General features: G+C 68.2%; 23 protein-coding genes. 19 read left to right on the forward strand and 4 right to left on the reverse strand.

The genetic code is table 11. The features are described 5' to 3' along the window. The 4 genes from sufC to MCHUDSM44219_RS08945 are packed head-to-tail and all read left to right on the forward strand — an operon-like array spanning window position 1 to window position 2,864. Window positions 1-771: a Fe-S cluster assembly ATPase SufC gene (gene sufC / locus MCHUDSM44219_RS08930; protein WP_048417876.1), complete on the forward strand. Its 771-nt coding sequence runs from the start codon at window positions 1-3 to the stop codon at window positions 769-771. 1 nt (window position 772) lies between these two features. Continuing rightward, on the forward strand, window positions 773-2,017 hold the full coding sequence (locus MCHUDSM44219_RS08935; protein ID WP_048417877.1) for a cysteine desulfurase: 1,245 nt from the start codon (window positions 773-775) through the stop codon (window positions 2,015-2,017). Beyond that, complete coding sequence (gene sufU, locus MCHUDSM44219_RS08940) at window positions 2,014-2,481, forward strand: Fe-S cluster assembly sulfur transfer protein SufU (protein ID WP_048417878.1); 468 nt, start codon at window positions 2,014-2,016, stop codon at window positions 2,479-2,481. The genes MCHUDSM44219_RS08935 and sufU overlap by 4 nt, the downstream gene beginning before the upstream one ends. After that, a complete protein-coding gene (locus tag MCHUDSM44219_RS08945) occupies window positions 2,481-2,864 on the forward strand; it encodes a metal-sulfur cluster assembly factor (RefSeq protein ID WP_048417879.1) in 384 nt (127 codons plus the stop codon). Before sufU ends, MCHUDSM44219_RS08945 begins: the two co-directional genes overlap by 1 nt. Here MCHUDSM44219_RS08945 and MCHUDSM44219_RS08950 read toward each other — a convergent pair. Continuing rightward, window positions 2,854-3,546, reverse strand: a complete 693-nt coding sequence (locus MCHUDSM44219_RS08950; protein WP_048417880.1) for a haloacid dehalogenase type II — start codon at window positions 3,544-3,546, stop codon at window positions 2,854-2,856. The two genes, MCHUDSM44219_RS08945 and MCHUDSM44219_RS08950, sit on opposite strands and share 11 nt — an antisense overlap. A gap of 101 nt (window positions 3,547-3,647) precedes the next feature. Between MCHUDSM44219_RS08950 and MCHUDSM44219_RS08955 the strand changes: the two genes are divergently transcribed. The 6 genes from MCHUDSM44219_RS08955 to MCHUDSM44219_RS08980 all read left to right on the forward strand — a co-directional run bounded on the left by MCHUDSM44219_RS08955 (window position 3,648) and on the right by MCHUDSM44219_RS08980 (window position 9,475). Next, window positions 3,648-4,364: a flavodoxin family protein gene (locus tag MCHUDSM44219_RS08955; protein WP_048417881.1), complete on the forward strand. Its 717-nt coding sequence runs from the start codon at window positions 3,648-3,650 to the stop codon at window positions 4,362-4,364. 359 nt (window positions 4,365-4,723) lie between these two features. Continuing rightward, entirely contained in the window at window positions 4,724-6,247 is a 1,524-nt protein-coding gene (locus tag MCHUDSM44219_RS30840) for a glycoside hydrolase family 16 protein (RefSeq protein WP_236695405.1), read from the forward strand. A gap of 41 nt (window positions 6,248-6,288) precedes the next feature. Next, window positions 6,289-6,651, forward strand: coding sequence for a thioredoxin (gene trxA / locus MCHUDSM44219_RS08965; RefSeq protein WP_048417882.1), 363 nt, complete (start codon window positions 6,289-6,291; stop codon window positions 6,649-6,651). 31 nt (window positions 6,652-6,682) lie between these two features. Continuing rightward, entirely contained in the window at window positions 6,683-7,504 is an 822-nt protein-coding gene (locus MCHUDSM44219_RS08970) for an enoyl-CoA hydratase (protein WP_048417883.1), read from the forward strand. Window positions 7,505-7,598: 94 nt separating this feature from the next. Continuing rightward, window positions 7,599-9,227, forward strand: coding sequence for an ABC-F family ATP-binding cassette domain-containing protein (locus MCHUDSM44219_RS08975; RefSeq protein ID WP_048417884.1), 1,629 nt, complete (start codon window positions 7,599-7,601; stop codon window positions 9,225-9,227). A 59-nt stretch (window positions 9,228-9,286) separates the two neighbouring features. Then, complete coding sequence (locus tag MCHUDSM44219_RS08980) at window positions 9,287-9,475, forward strand: helix-turn-helix domain-containing protein (protein WP_048417885.1); 189 nt, start codon at window positions 9,287-9,289, stop codon at window positions 9,473-9,475. Window position 9,476: 1 nt separating this feature from the next. On the opposite strand, the gene MCHUDSM44219_RS08985 is transcribed toward MCHUDSM44219_RS08980, so the two are convergent. Together MCHUDSM44219_RS08985 and acnA are read right to left on the reverse strand one after the other, a co-directional pair. Next, window positions 9,477-10,040: a TetR/AcrR family transcriptional regulator gene (locus tag MCHUDSM44219_RS08985; protein ID WP_048417886.1), complete on the reverse strand. Its 564-nt coding sequence runs from the start codon at window positions 10,038-10,040 to the stop codon at window positions 9,477-9,479. Window positions 10,041-10,043: 3 nt separating this feature from the next. Next, window positions 10,044-12,857: an aconitate hydratase AcnA gene (gene acnA, locus MCHUDSM44219_RS08990; protein WP_048417887.1), complete on the reverse strand. Its 2,814-nt coding sequence runs from the start codon at window positions 12,855-12,857 to the stop codon at window positions 10,044-10,046. A gap of 156 nt (window positions 12,858-13,013) precedes the next feature. On the opposite strand from acnA, the gene MCHUDSM44219_RS08995 reads away from it, so the two are divergent. The 9 genes from MCHUDSM44219_RS08995 (at window position 13,014) to MCHUDSM44219_RS09035 (ending at window position 21,790) form a co-directional block, all read left to right on the forward strand. Beyond that, window positions 13,014-13,553: an Rv1476 family membrane protein gene (locus MCHUDSM44219_RS08995; RefSeq protein ID WP_048417888.1), complete on the forward strand. Its 540-nt coding sequence runs from the start codon at window positions 13,014-13,016 to the stop codon at window positions 13,551-13,553. 175 nt (window positions 13,554-13,728) lie between these two features. Beyond that, the gene (gene ripA, locus MCHUDSM44219_RS09000; RefSeq protein ID WP_413783595.1) at window positions 13,729-15,150 is read left to right on the forward strand and encodes an NlpC/P60 family peptidoglycan endopeptidase RipA; all 1,422 of its coding nucleotides are present in this window, start codon (window positions 13,729-13,731) and stop codon (window positions 15,148-15,150) included. After that, window positions 15,150-15,836 carry an NlpC/P60 family peptidoglycan endopeptidase RipB gene (ripB, locus tag MCHUDSM44219_RS09005; protein WP_048417997.1) on the forward strand — a complete coding sequence of 229 codons (687 nt, stop codon included), beginning with the start codon at window positions 15,150-15,152 and terminating at the stop codon, window positions 15,834-15,836. The genes ripA and ripB overlap by 1 nt, the downstream gene beginning before the upstream one ends. A 131-nt stretch (window positions 15,837-15,967) precedes the next feature. After that, window positions 15,968-17,125, forward strand: a complete 1,158-nt coding sequence (gene moxR1 / locus MCHUDSM44219_RS09010) for a chaperone MoxR1 (protein ID WP_048417998.1) — start codon at window positions 15,968-15,970, stop codon at window positions 17,123-17,125. Between the two features lie 49 nt (window positions 17,126-17,174). Further along, window positions 17,175-18,083 carry a DUF58 domain-containing protein gene (locus MCHUDSM44219_RS09015; protein ID WP_048417999.1) on the forward strand — a complete coding sequence of 303 codons (909 nt, stop codon included), beginning with the start codon at window positions 17,175-17,177 and terminating at the stop codon, window positions 18,081-18,083. A 31-nt stretch (window positions 18,084-18,114) separates the two neighbouring features. After that, the gene (locus MCHUDSM44219_RS09020) at window positions 18,115-19,122 is read left to right on the forward strand and encodes a VWA domain-containing protein (RefSeq protein WP_048417890.1); all 1,008 of its coding nucleotides are present in this window, start codon (window positions 18,115-18,117) and stop codon (window positions 19,120-19,122) included. Window positions 19,123-19,170: 48 nt separating this feature from the next. Next, the gene (gene fabG1 / locus MCHUDSM44219_RS09025) at window positions 19,171-19,899 is read left to right on the forward strand and encodes a 3-oxoacyl-ACP reductase FabG1 (RefSeq protein WP_048417891.1); all 729 of its coding nucleotides are present in this window, start codon (window positions 19,171-19,173) and stop codon (window positions 19,897-19,899) included. Window positions 19,900-19,923: 24 nt separating this feature from the next. Continuing rightward, entirely contained in the window at window positions 19,924-20,730 is an 807-nt protein-coding gene (gene inhA, locus MCHUDSM44219_RS09030; protein ID WP_048417892.1) for an NADH-dependent enoyl-ACP reductase InhA, read from the forward strand. A 22-nt stretch (window positions 20,731-20,752) separates the two neighbouring features. Beyond that, window positions 20,753-21,790, forward strand: a complete 1,038-nt coding sequence (locus MCHUDSM44219_RS09035) for a ferrochelatase (RefSeq protein ID WP_048417893.1) — start codon at window positions 20,753-20,755, stop codon at window positions 21,788-21,790. On the opposite strand, the gene MCHUDSM44219_RS09040 is transcribed toward MCHUDSM44219_RS09035, so the two are convergent. Further along, window positions 21,787-22,653: an Rv1486c family protein gene (locus tag MCHUDSM44219_RS09040; protein WP_048417894.1), complete on the reverse strand. Its 867-nt coding sequence runs from the start codon at window positions 22,651-22,653 to the stop codon at window positions 21,787-21,789. The two genes, MCHUDSM44219_RS09035 and MCHUDSM44219_RS09040, sit on opposite strands and share 4 nt — an antisense overlap. Window positions 22,654-22,665 lie beyond the last annotated feature (12 nt).

The following is a 22,665-nucleotide window of genomic DNA, read 5'->3' on the forward strand; positions in this document are numbered from 1 at the left end:
ATGACCACTCTGGACATCAAAGACCTGCACGTCTCGGTGATCACTCCCGAGGGCGACGAGATCCCGATCCTCAAGGGTGTGAACCTGACCGTGAGGTCGGGGGAGACGCATGCGGTGATGGGGCCCAACGGGTCGGGCAAGTCGACGCTGTCGTACGCGATCGCCGGCCACCCGAAGTACACCGTCACCTCCGGGTCGATCACCCTCGACGGCGAGGACGTGCTCGAGATGAGCGTCGACGAGCGCGCGCGCGCCGGCCTGTTCCTGGCCATGCAGTACCCCGTCGAGGTGCCCGGCGTCTCGATGTCGAACTTCCTGCGCACCGCCGCCACCGCCGTGCGCGGCGAGGCCCCGAAACTGCGGCACTGGGTCAAAGAGGTCAAGGGCGCGATGACCGACCTCGGCATCGACCCCGCCTTCGGGGAACGCAGCGTCAACGAGGGTTTCTCTGGTGGCGAGAAGAAGCGCCACGAGATCCTGCAGCTCGGCCTGCTCAAGCCGAAGATCGCGATCCTCGACGAGACCGACTCCGGTCTGGACGTCGACGCGCTGCGCGTGGTCAGCGAGGGCGTGAACCGGTACGCCGAGGCCGAGGACGCCGGCGTGCTGCTGATCACCCACTACACGCGGATTCTGCGCTACATCCATCCGCAGTTCGTGCACGTGTTCGTCAATGGCCGGATCATCGAGTCCGGCGGCCCGGAACTGGCCGACGAACTCGAGGAGAACGGCTACGAGCGCTTCGCTCAGGCCGCCGCCGCCGGAGCCTGACATGACGGTCGCGCGCACGCTGGACCTCAGCGCGATCAGGGCGGACTTCCCGATCCTGCAGCGGGTGATGCGCGGCGGACAACAACTCGCCTACCTCGACTCCGGGGCGACGTCGCAGAAGCCGCTGGCCGTGCTCGACGCCGAGCGGGAGTTCCTGCTCACGTCCAACGGCGCGGTGCACCGCGGCGCGCACCAGTTGATGGAGGAAGCGACCGACGCCTACGAGCAGGGCCGTGAGGACATCGCGGCGTTCGTCGGCGCCGACGCCGACGAACTGGTGTTCACCAAGAACGCCACCGAAGCCATCAACCTGGTCGCCTATGCGTTGGCGGACAAGCGGTTCGACCATGCGGTCGGCCCCGGGGACGTCATCGTCACCACCGAGATCGAGCATCACGCGAACCTGGTGCCCTGGCAGGAACTCGCGCAGCGCACGGGTGCGACGCTGCGCTGGTACGGCGTCACCGACGACGGCCGCATCGACCTGGACTCGCTCGAGCTCGACGAGCGGGTGAAACTCGTTGCCTTCAGCCATCATTCGAATGTCACCGGAGCGGTGGCGCCGGTCGCCGAACTGGTGGCGCGGGCCCGTGCTGTCGGAGCACTGGTGCTGCTCGACGCCTGCCAGTCCGTCCCGCACCAGCCCGTCGACGTCCACGCCCTCGACGTCGACTTCGCGGCGTTCTCCGGCCACAAGATGCTGGGACCCACCGGCATCGGCGTGCTGTACGGCAAGCGGTCGCTGCTCGGGGCGATGCCGCCGTTCCTGACCGGCGGCTCGATGATCGAGACCGTGACGATGGAGGCCACGACGTTCGCGCCCGCCCCGCAGCGTTTCGAGGCGGGCACGCCGATGACGTCACAGGTGGTCGGTCTGGCTGCCGCTGCGCGCTACCTCGACGCGCTCGGAATGCCCGCGGTCGAGCAGCACGAACGTGAGCTCGTCGCCGCCGCCCTGGCCGGGCTCTCGGAGATCGAGGGCGTCCGGATCATCGGCCCGGCGTCGATGACCGATCGCGGGTCGCCGGTGTCGTTCGTGGTCGACGGCGTGCACGCCCACGACGTGGGGCAGGTGCTCGACGACGACGGGGTCGCGGTGCGCGTCGGGCACCACTGCGCGTGGCCGCTTCACCGCCGGTTCGGCATCGCGGCGACTGCGCGGGCGTCGTTCGCGGTGTACAACACCGCAGACGAGGTGGAGCGGCTGGTCGCCGGCGTCCGGCGGGCGGTGGAGTTCTTCGGGTGAGGCTCGAGCAGATCTACCAGGAAGTGATCCTGGACCACTACAAGCACCCGCACCACCGCGGCCTGCGGGAACCGTTCGCTGCCGAGGTGCACCACGTGAACCCCACGTGCGGCGACGAGGTCACCCTGCGGGTGGCGCTGTCCGAGGACGGAGAGACCGTCACCGACATCTCCTACGACGGGCAGGGCTGCTCCATCAGTCAGGCGTCGACGTCGGTGCTCACCGACCAGGTGATCGGTCAGACCGTCGGGGATGCACTCAAGACGGTCGCGGCGTTCTCCGAGATGGTGTCGTCGCGGGGCAGGATCGACGGCGACGAGGACGTGCTCGGAGACGGCATCGCGTTCGCCGGTGTCGCCAAGTACCCGGCGCGGGTGAAGTGCGCGCTGTTGGGGTGGACGGCGTTCAAGGCAGCACTGGCCCAGGCGCACGGGCCCGACGAGATTTCTGTGGAGGAGAACTGATGAGTGAGACTGCACCGGCGGGCACGAGCGAAGCGAGCGGGGAATCGATGGTGCCGAATGAGGAGCTGTTGGCCGATCTCGAGGAGGCGATGCGTGACGTGGTCGACCCCGAACTCGGCATCAATGTCGTGGACCTCGGGCTGGTGTACGGCCTGAACGTCGAAAAGGGCGACGGGGGCGACGTGGCGCTGATCGACATGACGCTGACGTCGGCGGCCTGCCCGCTGACCGACGTCATCGAAGATCAGTCCCGTACGGCGCTCGTCGGAGCCGGGCTGGTCAACGACATCAAGATCAACTGGGTGTGGAACCCGCCGTGGGGTCCGGACAAGATCACCGAGGACGGCCGCGAGCAATTGCGGGCCCTGGGCTTCACCGTCTGAGCTCGCGTTCGTCGAGCAGCCGGGCCAGCTCGAGCAGATCGGCAACGACCACGGTCGGCTGCGGAAGCGCGGGCACCGGGAGCAGGGCGTTGCCGCGGCGGGCGATGAAGGCACCCTGCATCCCCGCGCTCTGCGCCCCGATCGTGTCCCACACGTGCGCGGCGACCATCATGCAGTCGCCGGGCGGCACGCCCAGTGCCGCCGCGACGTCGACATACAACCGGGTGGCCGGCTTGAATGTCGCGAAGGTGTCGACGCTGAATTGCCGCTCGACGTACTCGCCCAGGCCGGCCCTGTCGAGCGGCGTAGGCGAACCGCTGCCCGGTGGCGAATTCGTCAGGGTCACCAGCCGGTCGCCGCGGTCGCGCAGCTTCGCCAGGCCGGGAGCGACGTCGGGATGTGCCGGCATCGACCTCAGCGCCGTGCCGACCCGCCGCCAGTCGTCGTCGGTGATGTGTACGCCGTGGACCGCGCCGACCATCTCCAGGACACCGCGGCCGAGGGTGAAGAAATCGACGTAGGACCCGGCCAGCGTCGCCGTCATCGAGTAGGTGATCAACTGCGCGAACCACTGGCGCAGCACCTGCCCGTCACCGAAGATCTCCTCGAACGCCGGCATCAGCGTCTCGATGTCGAGCAGGGTCTCGTTCACGTCGAAGATCAGCAGTGCAGGTCTCGGCATGGGATTCATCATCTGCCCATAGCCGCACCGGGCTTCGTGTAACGCTCGAGGCGGATCAGCGCACTGCATCTCGACGGCACCTACGGCGACAGGAGCGCACGATGAGCGACACCGATCTCGACTTCAGTGGTCTGCGAGCGTTGTTCATCAACTGCACGCTCAAGCGGTCGCCCGAGATCAGCAACACCGACGGCCTGGTGCGCATCAGCACCGCGATCATGGAGAAGCACGGTGTCGCCGTCGATGTGGTTCGTGCCGTGGACCATGACATCGCCACCGGCGTGTGGCCCGACATGCGTGAGCACGGCTGGGCCACCGACGACTGGCCGGCGATCTTCGACAAGGTGCTCGCGGCCGACATCCTGGTGCTGGCCGGCCCGATCTGGTTGGGCGACAACAGTTCGGTGATGAAGAAGGTGCACGAGCGGCTCTACGGCGGGTCGCACCTGCTCAACGACGCAGGCCAGTACCTCTATTACGGCCGGGTCGGTGGGTGTCTGATCACCGGCAACGAGGACGGCGTCAAGCACTGCGCCCAGAATGTGCTGTACACGCTGCAGCACATCGGCTACACCATCCCCCCGCAGGCCGATGCCGGGTGGATCGGCGAGGCCGGTCCCGGGCCGTCGTACCTCGACCCCGGCTCCGGCGGACCGGAGAACGACTTCACGAATCGCAACACCACGTTCATGACGTGGAACCTGATGCACCTCGCCCGACTGCTGAAATCGGCGGGCGGGGTGCCGGCGTACGGGAACGTCCGCTCGGGATGGGACGCGGGCTGCCGGTACGACTTCGCCAACCCCGAGTACCGCTGACTCTCCGCGGCGACTTGCCTGACGATGTCGGGCAATCAACGGACTGTGCTTCACGAAAACGTTCACCTGCGACTTCCGCCTCGCCGTCCCGGTTGAGCAATTCTCACGCACTATGCTGCAAATGCAAATAGTGGAAAACGTCAATTGCGCCGAAAATGACGTCCCCCCATTTCGCATAAAGAATTGACGCGAAAAGACGCGCTCACCCACGTCGTTGGCTAACGTTTGCTGTGCATGCACCGCTGCGCAGCTGCAGGTGAGTTGAACTGCGCAGTAGTCGAACCACGGTGTTCGCTGACTGCGGCTGTGCGTGTGCGGTTGTTCTGCTTTGTCTTTCGTTGAACGTCTCACTGAGGGAAATGGATTCGGTGATGCACTGCACCCAGCGAAGCGCCCCGACGATTGTCAGCGGCAAACATCTTCTCGCCGGCGGCTTCATCGCCGCGGCACTCATGGCCGGCGGCGTGGCGGGCGCGGCGTGCGCCGCGGCCAGCCCCGCCGATGCGGGTGCCGACACCTCGCAGACCTCCGCCTCGTCGGCCGGGTCGACAACCGAGGCCACCGACCGCCCCGACACGTCCACGAAGTCGGATGACCGCGACTCCGGTGACCGTGGCCGCGACACCGAGTCGCAGGACTCCGAGGACGCCGACGCGGCCGAATCCGCGCCTCGGGACAGCACGGCGGACGCCGACGCGGCCGATGTGGCGCCCGAAGACACCCGGCCCGTCCGTCATGAGCGCACCCGCCGCGCCGAACGCATCCGCACCGCCGTCGCCGACACATCCGAACCCGTCGTCCGCCGCAGCGCGCGCCGCACCCCACCGGAGCCCGCACCCGCCGCCGCGAAGGCCGCGACCACCACCCTGGCCGCTGCACCGGCTGCCACCGCCACCGCCACCGCGACCGCCTCCGATCCGGTGCTGGTCGCGGCCGCCACCAGCACCCGGGTCACCGTCGGATCGATGATCGTCGACTCGCTGTACTCGATGGGTATCCGGAGCAGCCGGATGGGCACCACCTGGCTCGACATCCCCGTCTCCCAGGCGACCGCCGACCGGTGGCTGGTCAAGAGGAAGCGGATCTACCGCGACGTCGTCGTCAGCACGCCGTCGCAGCCCAGGCTGCTGTGGGAGACGAACTTCAGCAGCCGGGAGGAGGCTCTCAAGTACTGGGGGATGCAGACCGGCCGCTGGGGGCAGTCCGCGGGGGAGAACCAGTACTACACCGACGGCAACAACATCACCGTCGACGCCGACGGCAACCTGGTGATCACCGCGCGCCGCGAGCCCGCCCCGGACGGGCTCGGCGCGCCGTACAACTACACCTCCGCGCGCGTAGTCACCTACGGCAAGCAGTCGATCGGCGTCGGCACCCGCGTCGAGGCCCGCATCAAGATGCCCGTCGACAAGGGGGTGCTGCCGGCGTTCTGGTCGGTCGGCCTGGAACCGGGACACGAGTTCGACTGGCCCCGGCAGGGCGAGATCGACATCGCGGAGGTGCCCGGTTTCGGCACGCCCGAGGCCGCCCGCATGTGGACCGGAAACATCCACGGCCCGTCGAAGGCGAACAACACCGTCGACGTCAAGCTCAACGGCGTCGACGCCGACCTGGGCGTCGACCTGTCCGCCGACTACCACGTCTACGGCATGGACTGGTACGCCGACCGCATCACCTGGCGGGTGGACGGCGTCGAGGTGGGCAGCGTCACGAAGGCGCAGTACGAGGCGCTCGGCGGGGACTGGACACCGTTCTCCGGCCAGTGGCAGCACTATCTGATCCTCAACGTGGCCGTCGGCAACCCCTGGACCGGCGATCCCAGCGCGTCGGCGCCCCTGAACGCGGAGATGAAAGTCGACTGGGTGCGCGCCTACCAGCTCTGAGGCGGGGGAACACAGGTCGCCGGAGCGACGTTGAAGCATTCGTGGCTACGAAAGACATCACCGCCGAAGAGTTCAACACCACCATCAACGACAACGAGATCGTGCTGGTCGATTTCTGGGCGTCGTGGTGCGGGCCGTGTCGGGCGTTCGCCCCGACCTTCAAGGCGTCGTCGGAGAAGCACCCCGACGTCGTGTACGCCAAGGTCGACACCGAGGCCGAGCAGCAGCTCGCCGCCGCGGCGGACATCCGCTCCATCCCCACGCTGATGGCGTTCAAGAAGGGCAAGCTGGTCTTCAACCAGGCCGGTGCCCTGCCGCCCGCCGCGCTGGAAGACCTCGTGCAGAAGGTCAAGGAGTTCGACATCGACGCGGCGATCGCCGCGCAGGACGACAGCCAGGGCTGACCCCCGCTCGCGCGCCCGCTACCGTGCAGGCGTGAGCGCGCGCGAACAGTTCGTCCTCGTCGACAAGCCCCGGCCGCACGTCGCGCGGGTGACGCTGAACCGCCCCGAGCGGATGAACTCCATGGCCTTCGACGTCATGCTGCCGCTGCGCGACGCGCTCCGCGAGCTCACCCACGACAACGATGTGCGCGCGGTGGTGCTCACCGGCGCCGGTCGCGGCTTCTCCTCGGGCGCGGATCACAAGTCCGCCGGATCCGTTCCACACGTCGACGGCCTGACCCGGCCCACGTTCGGGCTGCGGTCGATGGAAGTCCTCGACGACGTCATCCTGGGCATGCGCAAGATGCACCAACCGGTCATCGCGGCTGTCAACGGCGCTGCCATCGGCGGCGGTCTGTGCCTGGCACTGGCGGCCGACATCCGCGTCGCCGCCACCGACGCCTACTTCCGGGCCGCGGGTATCAACAACGGCCTCACGGCCAGCGAACTGGGCCTCAGCTATCTGCTGCCGCGGGCCATCGGGTCCTCGCGGGCCTTCGAGATCATGCTGACCGGCCGCGACGTCAGCGCCGAGGAGGCCGAGCGCATCGGGCTGGTGTCGCGCCGGGTTCCGCTCGGGGAGCTGCTCGACACCTGCTACGACATCGCCGAGCGGATCGCGGCGTTCTCCCGGCCCGGAACCGAGCTGACCAAACGCACGCTGTGGAGTGGGCTCGACGCCGGTTCGCTGGAAACGCACATGCAGGCCGAAGGTCTCGGACAGCTCTACGTCCGGCTGCTGACCAGCAACTTCGAGGAAGCGGTCGCGGCACGCAAGGAGCACCGTCCCGCGGTCTTCACCGACGACAAGTAACCGATTGGCCACAGGGCCGCTGCTGCCATTAGCCTTTGAGGTCAGCCGCGGCATGGGGTTTTGCCATGCCCTCGTTCTTTCCAGGAGCTTCAGCGTGATCACCGCAACGGACCTCGAGGTCCGCGCCGGAGCGCGCACGCTGCTCGCGATCGAGGGCGCGGCGCTGCGCGTGCAACCCGGTGACCGCATCGGCCTGGTCGGCCGCAACGGTGCCGGCAAGACCACCACGATGCGCATCCTCGCCGGCGAGGGCGAACCGTATGCCGGGTCGATCAGCCGCTCCGGTGAGATCGGGTACCTGCCGCAGGACCCCAAAGAGGGTGACCTCGACCAGCTGGCCCGGGACCGGGTGCTCTCGGCGCGCGGCCTCGACACGCTGCTGTCGGATCTGGAGAAGCAGCAGGCGCTGATGGCCGAGGTCGCCGACGACGCGGCCCGGGACAAGGCGGTGCGCCGGTACGGCCAGCTCGAGGAGCGCTTCGCCGCGCTGGGCGGATACGCCGCGGAGAGCGAGGCGGGCCGGATCTGCGCCAGCCTCGGGCTGCCCGACCGCGTCTTGACCCAGCCGCTGCGCACCCTCTCGGGTGGGCAGCGCCGCCGCGTCGAGCTCGCGCGCATCCTGTTCGCCGCGTCGGATACCGGCTCGGGGTCGGACACCACGCTGCTCCTGGACGAGCCCACCAACCACCTCGACGCCGACTCGATCGGCTGGCTGCGGACCTTCCTGCAGAACCATGCCGGTGGCCTCGTGGTGATCAGCCACGACGTCAGCCTGCTCGCCGACGTCGTGAACCGGGTGTGGTTCCTCGACGCGGTCCGCGGCGAGGTCGACGTCTACAACATGGGCTGGCAGAAGTATCTCGACGCCCGCGCCACCGACGAGCAGCGTCGCCGGCGCGAGCGGGCCAACGCCGAGAAGAAGGCGGGGGCACTGCGCGCCCAGGCGGCCAAGATGGGCGCGAAGGCCACCAAAGCCGTTGCCGCGCAGAACATGTTGCGTCGCGCCGAGCGGATGATCGCCGAGCTGGACGACGAGCGGGTGGCCGACAAGGTGGCGCGGATCAAGTTCCCGACGCCGGCCCCGTGCGGCAAGACACCGCTGATCGCCAAAGGGCTGACCAAGACCTACGGCTCACTGGAGATCTTCACCGGTCTGGACCTGGCGATCGACCGCGGGTCGCGCGTCGTCGTGCTCGGGCTCAACGGCGCCGGCAAGACCACGCTGCTGCGCCTGCTCGCCGGCGTGGAGAAGCCGGACGCCGGTGGTCTGGAACCCGGGCACGGGCTCAAGATCGGCTACTTCGCCCAGGAGCACGACACCCTCGACAACATGGCGTCGGTCTGGGAGAACATCCGCCACGCCGCCCCGGACACCGGCGAACAGGACCTGCGCGGCCTGCTGGGCGCGTTCATGTTCAGCGGCCCCCAACTCGAGCAACCCGCGGGCACGCTGTCCGGTGGCGAGAAGACCCGGCTGGCGCTGGCCGGTCTGGTCGCGTCCACGGCCAACGTGCTGCTACTCGACGAGCCGACCAACAACCTGGACCCCGCCTCGCGCGAGCAGGTGCTCGACGCGCTGCGCAGCTACGCCGGCGCCGTGGTGCTGGTGACCCACGATCCCGGCGCGGCCGAGGCGCTGGAACCGCAACGGGTGGTCCTGCTGCCCGACGGCACCGAGGACTTCTGGTCCGACGAGTATCGGGAACTGATCGAGCTGGCCTGATCGGGTTCAACGCTTCCGACGCTGGGTATGCGACTGCTGCACAGCGCGGGAGGGCGTCAATGAAGAAGAACGGCAAAGACAGGGATCAGCTCATCACCGAGCTCCGCAGCGCCTACGAGGGGGGAGCCAGCATCCGGACTCTGGTGGCCTCGACCGGCCACTCCTACGGCTCGGTGCACAGCATGCTCCGCGAGTCGGGCACGACCATGCGCAGCCGGGGCGGGCCCAACCATCGCGGCAGGCGCTGACTCAGCGCTGGCGGACCGAGTCCTCGACCAGATCCAGGACGGCGCCGAGCCGTTCTGGGTCGTCGCCGGACGCCAGGCGTGCCACCAGCCCGTCCAGCACCAGTTCCAGGTAGGTCCGCAGCACCTCGCCGGGCACGTCGTCGCGGAGACGCCCGGCCTGCTTCTGCTTGCGCAGCCGCTCTGCGGTGGCCGCTGAGAGCTCCGCCGACCGTTCCGACCAGCCCCGGCTGAACGCCGGGTCGTTGCGCAGCTTGCGGGCGATCTCCAACCGCGTTGCCAGCCAATCGAACTGATCGGGCGCGGCCAGCATGTCCCGCATCACCTGGATCAAGCCCTCGCGCGCCGCCACATCGGCCATCCGCTCCGCGTCCTCACGCGCCAGTTCGAAGAATAGCGTGTCCTTGTCGCGGAAGTGGTGGAAGATGGCGCCGCGCGAGAGCCCGATCGTCTGCTCGAGCCGTCGCACGGTGGCCCGGTCGTACCCGTACTCGGCGAAGCACCGCCGGGCGCCGTCGAGGATCTGACGACGCCGCGCCGCCAGATGATCGTCGGTGACCCGGGGCACGTGTCAGGACTTCAGCATGTTGCGCAGCACGTACTGCAGGATGCCGCCGTTGCGGTAGTAGTCCGCCTCGCCGGGAGTGTCGATGCGCACGACGGCGTCGAACTCGACCGCGTCCCCACCGTCCTTCGAGGCCTTCACATGCACCGTCTTCGGCGTCTTCCCCTCGTTGAGCGCCTCGATCCCGGTGATCTCGAACGTCTCGGTGCCGTCCAGCTTCAGCGACGCCGCCGACTCACCCTCGGGGAACTGCAGCGGGATCACCCCCATGCCGATCAGGTTCGAGCGGTGGATGCGCTCGAAGGACTCGGTGATGACCGCACGCACACCGAGCAGCGAGGTGCCCTTGGCCGCCCAGTCGCGCGATGACCCCGACCCGTACTCCTTGCCGCCCAGCACCACCAGCGGGATGTCGGCCGCCGCGTAGTTCTGCGCCGCGTCGTAGATGAACGCCTGCTCACCGCCGTTGGTGAAGTCGCGGGTGTAGCCGCCCGAGACGTCGTCGAGCAACTGGTTCTTGAGCCGGATGTTGGCGAAGGTGCCGCGAATCATCACCTCGTGGTTGCCGCGCCGGGAGCCGTAGGAGTTGTAGTCCTTCTTCTCCACGCCGTGCGACTCCAGGTACTGGGCGGCCGGCGTCCCCGGCTTGATGCTGCCGGCAGGGGAGATGTGGTCGGTGGTGACCGAATCGCCCAGCAGCGCAAGCACCCTGGCGTTGTGGATATCGGTGACCGGCTGCGGCTCGGCGGGCATGCCGTCGAAGTACGGAGGCTTGCGCACGTAGGTCGAGTTCTGATCCCACTCGAACGTGTCGCCGCTGGGCGTCGGCAGATTGCGCCAACGCTCGTCGCCCTTGAACACGTCGGAGTAGTTCTTGACGAACATCTCGGTGTTGATCGCGCTGGCGATGGTGTCGTTGATGTCCTGCTGCGAGGGCCAGATGTCCTTGAGGAACACGTCGTTGCCCGACTCGTCCTGGCCCAGCGGCTCGGTCTCGAAGTCGAAGTCCATGGTGCCCGCCAGCGCGTAGGCGATCACCAGCGGCGGGGAGGCCAGGTAGTTCATCTTCACGTCGGGGTTGATGCGGCCCTCGAAGTTGCGGTTGCCCGACAGCACCGCAGTCACCGACAGGTCATTGTCGTTGATCGCCTTGCTGATCTCGTCGGGCAGCGGCCCGCTGTTGCCGATGCAGGTGGTGCAGCCGTAGCCGACCAGGAAGAAGCCCAGCTTCTCCAGATAGGGCCACAGACCGGCCTTCTCGTAGTAGTCGGTGACCACCTGCGAGCCGGGGGCCATGGTGGTCTTGACCCAGGGCTTGCTGGTCAGGCCCTTGTCGACGGCGTTCTTGGCCAGCAGCGCCGCACCGATCATGACCTCCGGGTTGGAGGTGTTGGTGCACGAGGTGATCGCCGCGATGACGACCGCGCCGTGGTCGAGGATGCAGTCGCCTCGCTCGGCGGACTCCACCTTCACCGGTTTGGTCGGTCGGCCCTCGGCGCCGTTGGCGGCCGAGTGGAGCGGCACCGCGCCCTCGTCGGCGAACGACAGCGACACCGGGTCGCTGGCGGGGAAGGTCTCGTCGACGGCCTCGTCGACGTTGGTGCGCACCGACTCCTCTTCCTCGCCGCCGACGTAGTTGTGAATGTCCTTGCGGAAGGCCGACTTCGCATCGTCGAGGGCGATGCGGTCCTGTGGGCGCTTGGGGCCCGCGATCGAGGGCACCACGTCGGACAGGTCCAGCTCGATGTACTCGGAGAACTTCGGCTCGCGGCTCGGGTCGTGCCACATGCCCTGCGCCTTGGCGTAGGCCTCGACCAGCGCGAGCTGCTGATCACTGCGGCCGGTCATCCGCAGGTAGTCGATGGTCACCTCGTCGATCGGGAAGATCGCTGCAGTGGAACCGAATTCGGGACTCATGTTGCCCAGCGTCGCCCGGTTGGCCAGCGGCACCTCGGCCACGCCCTCGCCGTAGAACTCGACGAACTTGCCGACCACGCCGTGCTTGCGCAGCATCTCGGTGACCGTGAGCACCACGTCGGTCGCCGTCACGCCGGCGCGCCGCTCACCGGAAAGCTTGAAGCCGACCACGCGGGGGATCAGCATCGACACCGGCTGGCCGAGCATTGCCGCCTCGGCCTCGATACCACCCACGCCCCAGCCCAGCACGCCGAGGCCGTTCTCCATCGTGGTGTGGCTGTCGGTGCCCACACAGGTGTCGGGATAGGCCACCCCGTCGCGGTCCATCACGACGCTGGCCAGGTATTCGATGTTGACCTGGTGCACGATGCCCGTGCCGGGCGGCACCACCTTGAAGTCGTTGAACGCGCCCTGACCCCACCGCAGGAACTGGTAGCGCTCGCCGTTGCGCTCGTATTCGATCTCGACGTTGCGCTCGAAGGCGTTCGCGGTGCCGAACAGGTCGGCGATCACGGAGTGGTCGATCACCAGGTCCGCCGGAGCGAGCGGATTCACCTTCTGCGGGTCGCCGCCCAGATCGCCGACCGCCTCGCGCATCGTGGCCAGGTCCACGATGCACGGCACGCCGGTGAAGTCCTGCATGATCACCCGCGCCGGGGTGAACTGGATCTCGATGCTGGGGTCAGCCGACGGATCCCAGCTCGCGATGGCGTCGATGTGGTCCTTGGTGATGTTGGAGCCGTCCTCGGTGCGCAGCAGGTTCTCGGCGAGGACTTTGAGGCTGTAGGGCAGCTTCTCGGTGCCGGGTACGGCGTCCAGACGGTAGATCTCGTAGCTGCGGTCTCCGACCTCGAGCGTGTCTTTCGCTCCGAACGAGTTCACGGATGAATTCTTGCTGCTCACATCAACTCCCGGCTTGAATCATCGCCGCGACGGGCTGTGTCGGCGGCGTTTGTCACCTTAACAGTACGCTTGTCCTGTATTGAATCCCAGGGTGCGCTCCATTCTTGTCGGTGTGTGCGCGTGATGCCACCCCCGCAGGTCGCGTACCGTGCTCGTGTGACCGGACCGCAGGTGATTCCGTTCCTGCCGGCGTACATCCCGCCGGAGATCGACATGGATCAGGTTCAGGCCGACGTCAAGGACGACGGCATCAGCGTGCCGCCCGCCGATCAGGCCGAGGTGCCGGCGCTGCGGCAGGTGGTCGAGGACGCCAAGCAGCAGGGCATCGACCTCAAGATCGTGGTCATCGCGAACAACCCTCCGATCGACACGCCGCTGCGCGACATCGCGACGGTCGTCGGCAACGCCAACCCCGGATCCACGGTGCTGGCGCTCAGTCCGTCTTTCGCCGGGACCTACAGTCCGGTGCTCGATCGGTCGACGCTCGAGGCGGGCCAGGACCTCGCCCGAACGGGCGATCCGGTGCAGTCGTCGAAGAATTTCCTGGGGGAGTTGACCACCCCGCACTTTTCGTGGACCGCATTCACGATTGTGCTCGTATTCCTGGTGCTCATCGCCGCTGCCGCGACCCGCGTGCTGCAGAAATACGGCAAACGGTCGACCGGTTCCAGCGCAGCCTCCACCAGCAACGATTGAGGAATAACCGCCTCGCGCGTTAATTCAAACATCACCGTTTGATAACGCCCATTGCAATTACATTGTTGTAATTTGTGACTAAAGTTTCTTTAGCGTCAGATGTGACGTACGGTGCAATCGGTGCCTGTAGTTGCAGTTGTGCATTGTGTGACTTCTGCGCGAAGCCTGAGGAGACCTGAGTCGAATGAGACGCCCCCTTGGCGGCGCGCCCGCCACCCGGTTGTGCGCGGTGTCGCTGGCGTTCGGCATGGTGATGACGACGCCGCACCTCGCCCAAGCGCAACCCGGCAACGGTGACCTGGCCCAACTCGTCACCGAGGTCGCCAACGTCAACCAGAAGCTGCAGGATCTCGGAGCCGCGATCCAGACGCAGCAGGAGAGCGTGAACAAGGCGATCCTCGACGTGGCCACCGCACGCGAGAACGCGGCCAAGGCGCAGCAGCAGGTCGACGCCAGCGCGGTCGGGGTCAAAGAGGCCAACGCCGCGATCGACGCCGCGCAGGGACGCTTCGACAAGTTCGCGGCCGCGATGTACGTCAACGGCCCGTCGAGTTCGTACCTGACCGCCAAGGACCCCGTCGACATTCTCGACACGGCGGCCACCGGGCAGGCGCTCTCGCTGAGCTCCCAGAAGGTCATGACCGACCTGTCGCGGGCGCGCACCGAGCAGGTCAACAAGGAGTCCGCCGCACGGCTGGCCAAGCAGCAGGCCGACGATGCGGTCAAGGCCGCCGAGACCAGCCAGCAGAGCGCCGTCGACGCGCTGACCAACGCTCAGCAGACCTTCAAGGCCCAGCAGAGCGAGCTCGACCGGCTCACCGCCGAGCGGGCCCAGGCGCAGACGAAACTCCAGCAGGTACAAGCGCTTTCGGCGCCGTCGTCGCCGGTCTCGGGTCGCGCGCCAACGGGATCGGGAGCGGGAGCGGGAGCCACCCCGGCGCCGTCGGGTGCCAACGCGAACTGGGATGTCGATCCGGCCACCGGCAACCGCGACACCGCCTGGGACATGACGTTGCCCCAGATCCCGAGCGCGTTCGTCAGCGGCGACCCGGTCCAGATCATCAACGCGGTCCTGAAGATCATCACCACCTCACTGGAGGTGACCCAGAACCTCGGCCGCAAGTTCCTGCAGAGCATCGGCCTGCTGCCGACACCGACCGGTATCACCAACGGCGCGATCCCGACGCTGTACGGACGGCAGGCCACCGAGTACGTGATCAAGCGGGGAATGTCGCAGATGGGTGTGCCCTACTCGTGGGGCGGCGGCAACGCCTCGGGGCCGAGCCGCGGCATCGACTCCGGCGCGGGCACGGTCGGCTTCGACTGCTCGGGTCTGATGCTGTACATGTTCGCCGGTGTCGGCATCAAGCTCGACCACTACTCGGGCTCGCAGTACAACGCCGGGCGCAAGGTGCCGTCCTCGCAGATGCGCCGCGGCGACATGATCTTCTACGGCCCCAACGCCAGTCAGCACGTCGCGATGTACCTCGGTGACGGGCAGATGCTCGAGGCGCCCTACACCGGCTCGGTGGTCAAGATCTCGCCGGTGCGGACCAGCGGTATGACGCCGTTCGTGACCCGAATGATCGAGTGGTGATCGCGCTGCGCCGCCTTCTCGTCTCACTCACCGTCGCGGTCGCGGTGCTGATCGGCGCGGCCTCGCCCGCCGCCGCCCAGCCCGAGGCCGGGCAGTGGGATCCCACGCTGCCCAAGCTGATCAGCGCCGGCGCCCCCGGTGATCCGCTCGCCATCGCCAACGCGTCGCTGGCGGCCACCGCACAGGCCACGCAGGTGACGATGGACCTGGGCCGAAAGTTCCTGCAGAGCATCGGGTTGGCGCCGGCCGACCCGGTCGGGGTGGCGCCGGGCATGGTGCGCGGCCCCGCGGCCATCGAGTACGTCATCCGCCGCGGCGGCAGCCAGATGGGGGTGCCGTACTCGTGGGGCGGCGGGAAACCGACCGGACCCAGCCGCGGCATCGATTCCGGCGCCAACACCGTCGGCTACGACTGCTCGGGCTTCACCCAGTTCTCTTACGCCGGCGTCGGCGTCCTCATCCCGAAGTACTCGGGCGACCAGTACGACACCGGTCGCAAGGTGCCCATCGCTCAGGCCAAACGTGGAGACCTCCTGTTCTGGGGTCCCGGCGGCAGCCAGCACGTCGCGATGTACCTCGGCGGCGGCAGGATGCTCGAGGCCTCCGGCAGCGCCGGCAAAGTGACCGTGAGTCCGGTGCGGACCTCGGGCCTGCAGCCCTACGCGGCGCGCATCATCGAATCCTGAGTAGCGGCTGAGTTAATTCGGGCGGCGTCGACGGATTCCGAGCCGCCTGGAATAGTTGACGGCGGGTGTCCGGCCACCATCGGCCGGCGCCGCACCGACCATCAGGTAGTGCGCATGTGGAAGGAACGTTGATGACCTCACCGAGTGGGCCGCCGCAGGGCTCTGGAGGATTTCCCGGACAGAACCCGGGTCAGGGCTACTCCGCAGGCGCGCACGCTGCTCCAGCTCCGTCGGCTCAGGCGCAGAACAACGGCGGCCTGCAGCACGAGGTGCACACGCTGGAACGGGCGATCTTCGAGGTCAAGCGGATCATCGTCGGCCAGGACCAGCTCGTCGAGCGCATGCTCGTCGGACTGCTGGCCAAGGGGCACGTGCTCCTCGAGGGTGTGCCCGGCGTGGCCAAGACGCTGGCCGTCGAGACGTTCGCCAAGGTCGTCGGCGGCACCTTCGCGCGTATCCAGTTCACCCCCGACCTGGTCCCGACCGACATCATCGGCACCCGGATCTACCGGCAGGGCAAAGAGGAGTTCGACATCGAACTCGGGCCCGTGGTGGTGAACTTCCTGCTCGCCGACGAGATCAACCGCGCGCCCGCCAAGGTGCAGTCGGCGCTGTTGGAGGTCATGGCCGAGCGCAAGATCTCCATCGGCGGCAAGACCTTCCCGCTGCCCAGCCCGTTCCTGGTGATGGCCACGCAGAACCCCATCGAACAGGAGGGCGTCTACCAGCTCCCCGAGGCGCAGCGCGACCGCTTCCTGTTCAAGCTCAACGTCGACTACCCGTCGCCGGAGGAAGAGCGCGAGATCATCTACCGGATGGGCGTCAAGCCGCCGGAGCCCAAGCAGATCCTCAACACCGGTGACCTGCAGCGCCTCCAGGACGTCGCGGCGAACAACTTCGTGCATCACGCGCTGGTCGACTACGTGGTGCGCGTCGTGACCGCCACCCGCGAGCCGGAGAAGTTCGGCATGCCCGACGCCAAGGCCTGGATCGCCTACGGCGCGTCGCCCCGTGCCTCCCTCGGCATCATCGCCGCGGCCCGCGCGCTGGCGCTGGTCCGCGGCCGCGACTACGTGATCCCGCAGGACGTCGTGGAGGTCATCCCCGACGTGCTGCGCCACCGCCTGGTCCTCACCTACGACGCGCTGGCCGACGAGATCTCCGCCGAGACCGTGGTCAACCGCATTCTGCAGACCGTGGCGCTGCCTCAGGTGAACGCCATTCCGCAGCAGGGTCATTCGGCTCCACCCGTCGTCCCGGCCGCTGCGGCCGCGGCGAACGGCCGCTGACCAGGTGGCTCCGATTCCGCGGTCCACCCGCTCCGTCGACCTGCCGTCGATGAAGCGTGGCGAGATCCGTGACCCGGCACTGACGGCGGCGCTGCGCAAGCTGGAACTCACGGTCCGCCGCAAGCTCGACGGTGTGCTCCACGGCGATCACCTCGGTCTGCTGCCGGGGCCGGGATCCGAACCCGGTGAGTCGCGGATCTACCAGCCCGGCGACGACGTGCGCCGGATGGACTGGTCGGTCACCGCACGCACCACCCACCCGCACGTTCGGCAGATGATCGCCGACCGGGAGCTGGAGACCTGGCTGGTGGTCGACGTGTCGGCCAGCCTCGACTTCGGCACCACCGGGTGCGAGAAGCGGGACCTGGCCGTGGCCGCCGCGGCGTCGATCGCGTTCCTCAACAGCGGCGGCGGCAATCGGATCGGCGCGATCATCTCCAACGGCGAGACCACGCGTCGGGTGCCGGCACTGTCGGGGCGCATGCACGAGCAGGAGTTGCTGCGGGCGATCGCCACCATTCCGCGCGCGCCGGTCGGTGTGCGCGGTGATCTCGCGGCGGCGATCGACGCGCTGCGCAGGCCGGAGCGCCGACGCGGTATGGCGGTGATCATCAGCGACTTCCTCGGGCCCATCAACTGGATGCGGCCGCTGCGGGCCATCGCCGGACGCCACGAGGTGCTCGGCATCGAGATCCTCGATCCGCGCGACATCGAGCTGCCTCCGGTCGGCGACGTCGTGCTGCAGGACACCGAGACCGGGCGGACCCGCGAGTTCACCATCGACGAACAACTGCGCACCGATTTCGAGAAGGCCGCCGCAGCCCACCGTGCCGACGTGGCGCGCACGCTGCGCCGGTGCGACGCACCGCTGCTGACGTTGCGCACCGACCGCGACTGGATCGCCGACGTGGTGCGGTTCGTCGCGAGCCGGCGCCGCGGCGCCCTCGCAGCACGGTGATCGCTGTCAACGACGAAAAGACAAGTAGGACATGACTTTACCGTTGCTCGGACCGATGTCGCTGTCGGGCTTCGAACACCCGTGGTTCTTTCTGTTCTTCCTCGTGGTGCTCGGCCTCATCGGGCTCTACATCGTGGTGCAGCTGTCCCGGCAGCGGCGGATGCTGCGCTTTGCCAACATGGAGCTCCTCGAGAGTGTGGCTCCCAAGCGCCCCAGCCGATTGCGCCATCTGCCCGCGATCCTGCTGATCCTGTCGCTGACGTTCTTCACGGTCGCGATGGCCGGACCGACCCACGACGTCCGGATCCCGCGCAACCGCGCGGTGGTGATGCTCGTCATCGACGTGTCGCAGTCCATGCGCGCGACCGATGTGGCCCCCAACAGGCTCGCGGCGGCCCAGGAGGCGGCCAAGCAGTTCGCCGACCAGTTGACCCCCGGCATCAACCTCGGTCTGATCTCCTACGCCGGCACCGCCACGGTGCTGGTCTCGCCGACCACCAACCGTGAGGCGACCAAGAACGCGATCGACAAGCTGCAGCTGGCCGACCGGACCGCAACCGGTGAGGGCATCTTCACGGCGCTGCAGGCGATCGCGACCGTCGGCGCCGTCATCGGCGGCGGCGACGAACCGCCGCCCGCGCGCGTCGTGCTGATGTCGGACGGCAAGGAAACGGTTCCGTCGAACCCGGACAACCCGAAGGGCGCCTACACCGCGGCGCGGACCGCCAAGGACCAGGGCGTCCCGATCTCGACGGTGTCGTTCGGCACGCCCTACGGCTACGTCGAGATCAACGACCAGCGTCAGCCGGTGCCCGTCGACGACGAGATGCTCAAGAAGATCGCCGACCTGTCCGGCGGTGACGCGTTCACCGCGTCGAGCCTCGAGCAGCTCAAGGAAGTGTTCACCAACCTGCAGGAACAGATCGGCTACGAGACCATCAAGGGCGACGCGAGCGTGGGATGGCTGCGGCTGGGTGCGCTCGTGCTGGCCGGTGCCGCGCTGGCCGCGTTGCTCATCAATCGCAGGCTGCCCACCTGAGTGGGGCGATTTGGTGAGAAGCCGACCGCACCGGCTAAGTTGACGGGCATGACTTCGACCCGACCGGAATTCGTCTCCCGCTCGGTGCTGGTGACCGGTGGCAACCGGGGTATCGGTCTGGCCATCGCGCAGCGCCTCGCCGACGACGGCCACAAGGTGGCTGTCACCCACCGCGGGTCGGGCGTTCCCGACGGACTGTTCGGCGTCGAGTGCGACGTCACCGACAGTGATTCCGTGGACCGCGCGTTCAAGGAGGTCGAGGAACACCAGGGCGCTGTCGAGGTGCTGGTGTCCAACGCGGGCGTGGCGGCCGACGCCTTCCTGATGCGGATGACCGAGGAGAAGTTCACGAAGGTCATCGACGCGAACCTCACCGGCGCCTTCCGGGTGGCCCAACGGGCCACCCGCACCATGCAGCGCAACCGATTCGGCCGGATGATCTTCATCGGGTCGGTCTCGGGCACCTGGGGCATCGGCAATCAGGCCAACTACGCCGCCTCCAAGGCCGGGCTGATCGGCATGGCCCGCTCCATCGCCCGCGAGGTGTCCAAGGCCGGCGTCACCGCGAACGTGGTGGCTCCGGGCTACATCGACACCGACATGACCCGCGCCCTCGACGAGCGAATCCAGAAGGGCGCGTTGGAGTTCATTCCCGCCAAGCGGGTCGGCACCGCCGCCGAGGTCGCCGGCGTGGTCAGCTTCCTGGCTTCCGAGGACGCCGGCTACATCTCCGGTGCGGTGATCCCGGTCGACGGCGGCATGGGCATGGGCCACTAGGACAGGACAGGTAAGGACCTTCACATGACGCTTCTTCAGGGGAAACGGATCCTCGTCACGGGGATCATCACCGACAGCTCGATCGCGTTCTACATCGCCAAGGTCGCCCAGGAGGCGGGCGCCGAGCTGGTGCTCACCGGCTTCGACCGGATGAAGCTCATCCGTCGCATCGCCGACCGGCTGCCGAACCCGGCGCCGCTGATCGAGCTCGACGTGCAGAATCAGGAGCACCTCGACTCGCTGGCCGATCGGGTCACCGCCGAGATCGGTGAGGGAAACAAGCTCGACGGCGTGGTGCACTCCATCGGCTTCATGCCGCAGACCGGTATGGGCATCAACCCGTTCTTCGACGCGCCCTACGAGGACGTCGCCAAGGGCATCCACATCTCCGCCTACTCGTACGCATCGCTGGCCAAGGCCGTGCTGCCGATCATGAACCCGGGCGGCGGCATCGTGGGCATGGACTTCGACCCGACTCGGGCCATGCCGGCCTACAACTGGATGACGGTCGCCAAGAGCGCGCTGGAGTCGGTGAACCGCTTCGTCGCGCGCGAGGCCGGCAAGGTCGGCGTGCGTTCCAATCTCGTTGCCGCCGGCCCGATCCGGACACTGGCGATGAGCGCGATCGTCGGCGGTGCGCTCGGCGAGGAGGCGGGCGCGCAGATGCAGCTGCTCGAGGAGGGCTGGGATCAGCGCGCCCCGCTCGGGTGGAACATGAAGGACCCGACGCCGGTGGCGCGGACCGTCTGCGCGCTGCTGTCCGACTGGCTGCCGGCGACCACGGGCACCGTGATCTTCGCCGACGGTGGAGCGAGCACCCAGCTGCTGTGACGAGCGCTCGCGCGAGGAACCAATGACCACGGCCGGCGATTTCGACGCGCTGCTGCTGCTGTCCTTCGGCGGACCCGAGGGACCCGAGCAGGTGATGCCGTTCCTGGAGAACGTCACCCGCGGCAGGGGCATCCCACGCGAGCGGTTGGCCAGCGTCGCCGAGCACTATCTGCATTTCGGTGGCGTGTCACCGATCAACGGGATCAACCGCGACCTGATCGTGCAGATCGAGGCCGAGCTGGCCCGGCGCGGCATGGAGGTGCCGGTCTACTTCGGCAACCGCAACTGGGAACCGTTCGTCGAGGACACCGTTGCGCACATGCGCGACAACGGTGTTCGTCGTGCGGCGGTGTTCTCCACCTCCGCGTGGGGCGGCTACTCGGGATGCACGCAGTACCAGGAGGACATCGCCCGCGCCCGCGCCGCCGTCGGCCCGGAGGCGCCGGAGCTGACGAAGCTCCGCCAGTACTTCGACCACCCACTGCTGATCTCGATGTTCGCCGAGGCGATCCGCGACGCCGCGGCGACGCTGCCCGAGGAGCTGCGCGCCCAGGCGCGCCTGGTGTTCACCGCGCACTCGATCCCGCTGCGCGCCGCGTCGCGGTGCGGCCCGGACCTCTACGAACGCCAGGTCGACTACACTTCGCGGCTGGTTGCGGCCGCCGCGGGCCATCAGGACTTCGACCAGGTGTGGCAGTCCCGGTCGGGCCCGCCGCAGGTGCCGTGGCTGGAGCCCGATGTGGGCGATCACCTCGACGCCCTGGCGCGTGACGGGGTGAAGGCGGTGATCGTCTGCCCGGTGGGCTTCGTCGCCGACCACATCGAGGTGGTGTGGGATCTCGACACCGAACTGGCCGAACAGGCCGCCGAGGCGGGCATCGCCCTGGCGCGCGCGTCGACGCCCAACAGCAGCCCCGGATTCGCGCGGCTGGCGGTGGATCTGATGGACGAACTGCAGCGCGGGTTGCCCGCCGCTCGTGCCGACGGTGCCGACCCGGTGCCGGGCTACGGGTGCACCGTCAACGGGGCACTGTGCACGCCTGCGTGCAGCAGTTCCTAAGTCCTCCAGGCCGACTGCAGGATCGCGTCGACGGCGGCCAGTCGCGCCGACCGGACCACGCCGCCCAGCGGGCGTAGCGCGTCGCTGGCCAGCTGAACCTCCGACGAGCTCTGCAACCCGATCGGGATCAGCCCCGAGCTGACGGTGATGATCGCGTCCACGTGCGCGGCGTTCTCGAGCACCCGCACCGCGCGCACCGGCGCGTGGTCGGGAATGCGGTGCGCCCGCGTCGGTTCGAGGACCTGCTCGACGAGCCTGCGCGGATCCGCGACATCGGCGCCCGACGTTCCGGCCCGCAGCGCACCGAGCGCGTCGGCGGCCGAGCGGACCGCGTCGCGCAGCGCGTACTCGGCCTCGCCGAGATCGACGGGGGACGTCACCGGCAGGGTGTCGAGTGAGTACACCGTCCAGGACAGCCCACACAGTTCGGGCTCGAATTCGTCGTCGTCGCCGTCGGGGGAGTCCGCGTAGTCGTCCGGGTATTCGAAGTCGGGGACCATGCCGATCGCGGCGCCGGTGCCGCCGACGATGATCGCCTCACCCGCCGCGATCGCGTCGCGCCCGAACTGGGTCCCCGGCGGGAGGCCCCGGACGTCGCCGGGCACCGGCAACGCGAGGGCGATCGCCGGCTGCGCCTGGGCCGCGCGGGCCACGGTGCGCATCGTCTGCAGCAGCGACATCGCCCCGGCGTTGTCCAGATCCGGCCACGGCAGCCCGGTGCGCTGCGCGGCGACGGAATCGTAGGCGGTCACGGAATGCGTTGGCGTCCATTGGGATAACGCATCCAGGACATCGTCGGGCGCAGCGGCACCGGCCAGCCAGGAGTTGGCCCACACCGACAGCGAAACACTGGGACACCACATGATGGCTGCAGT

The sequence above is a fragment of the Mycolicibacterium chubuense genome (assembly GCF_001044255.1).
Classification (GTDB): Bacteria; Actinomycetota; Actinomycetes; order Mycobacteriales; family Mycobacteriaceae; genus Mycobacterium; species Mycobacterium chubuense.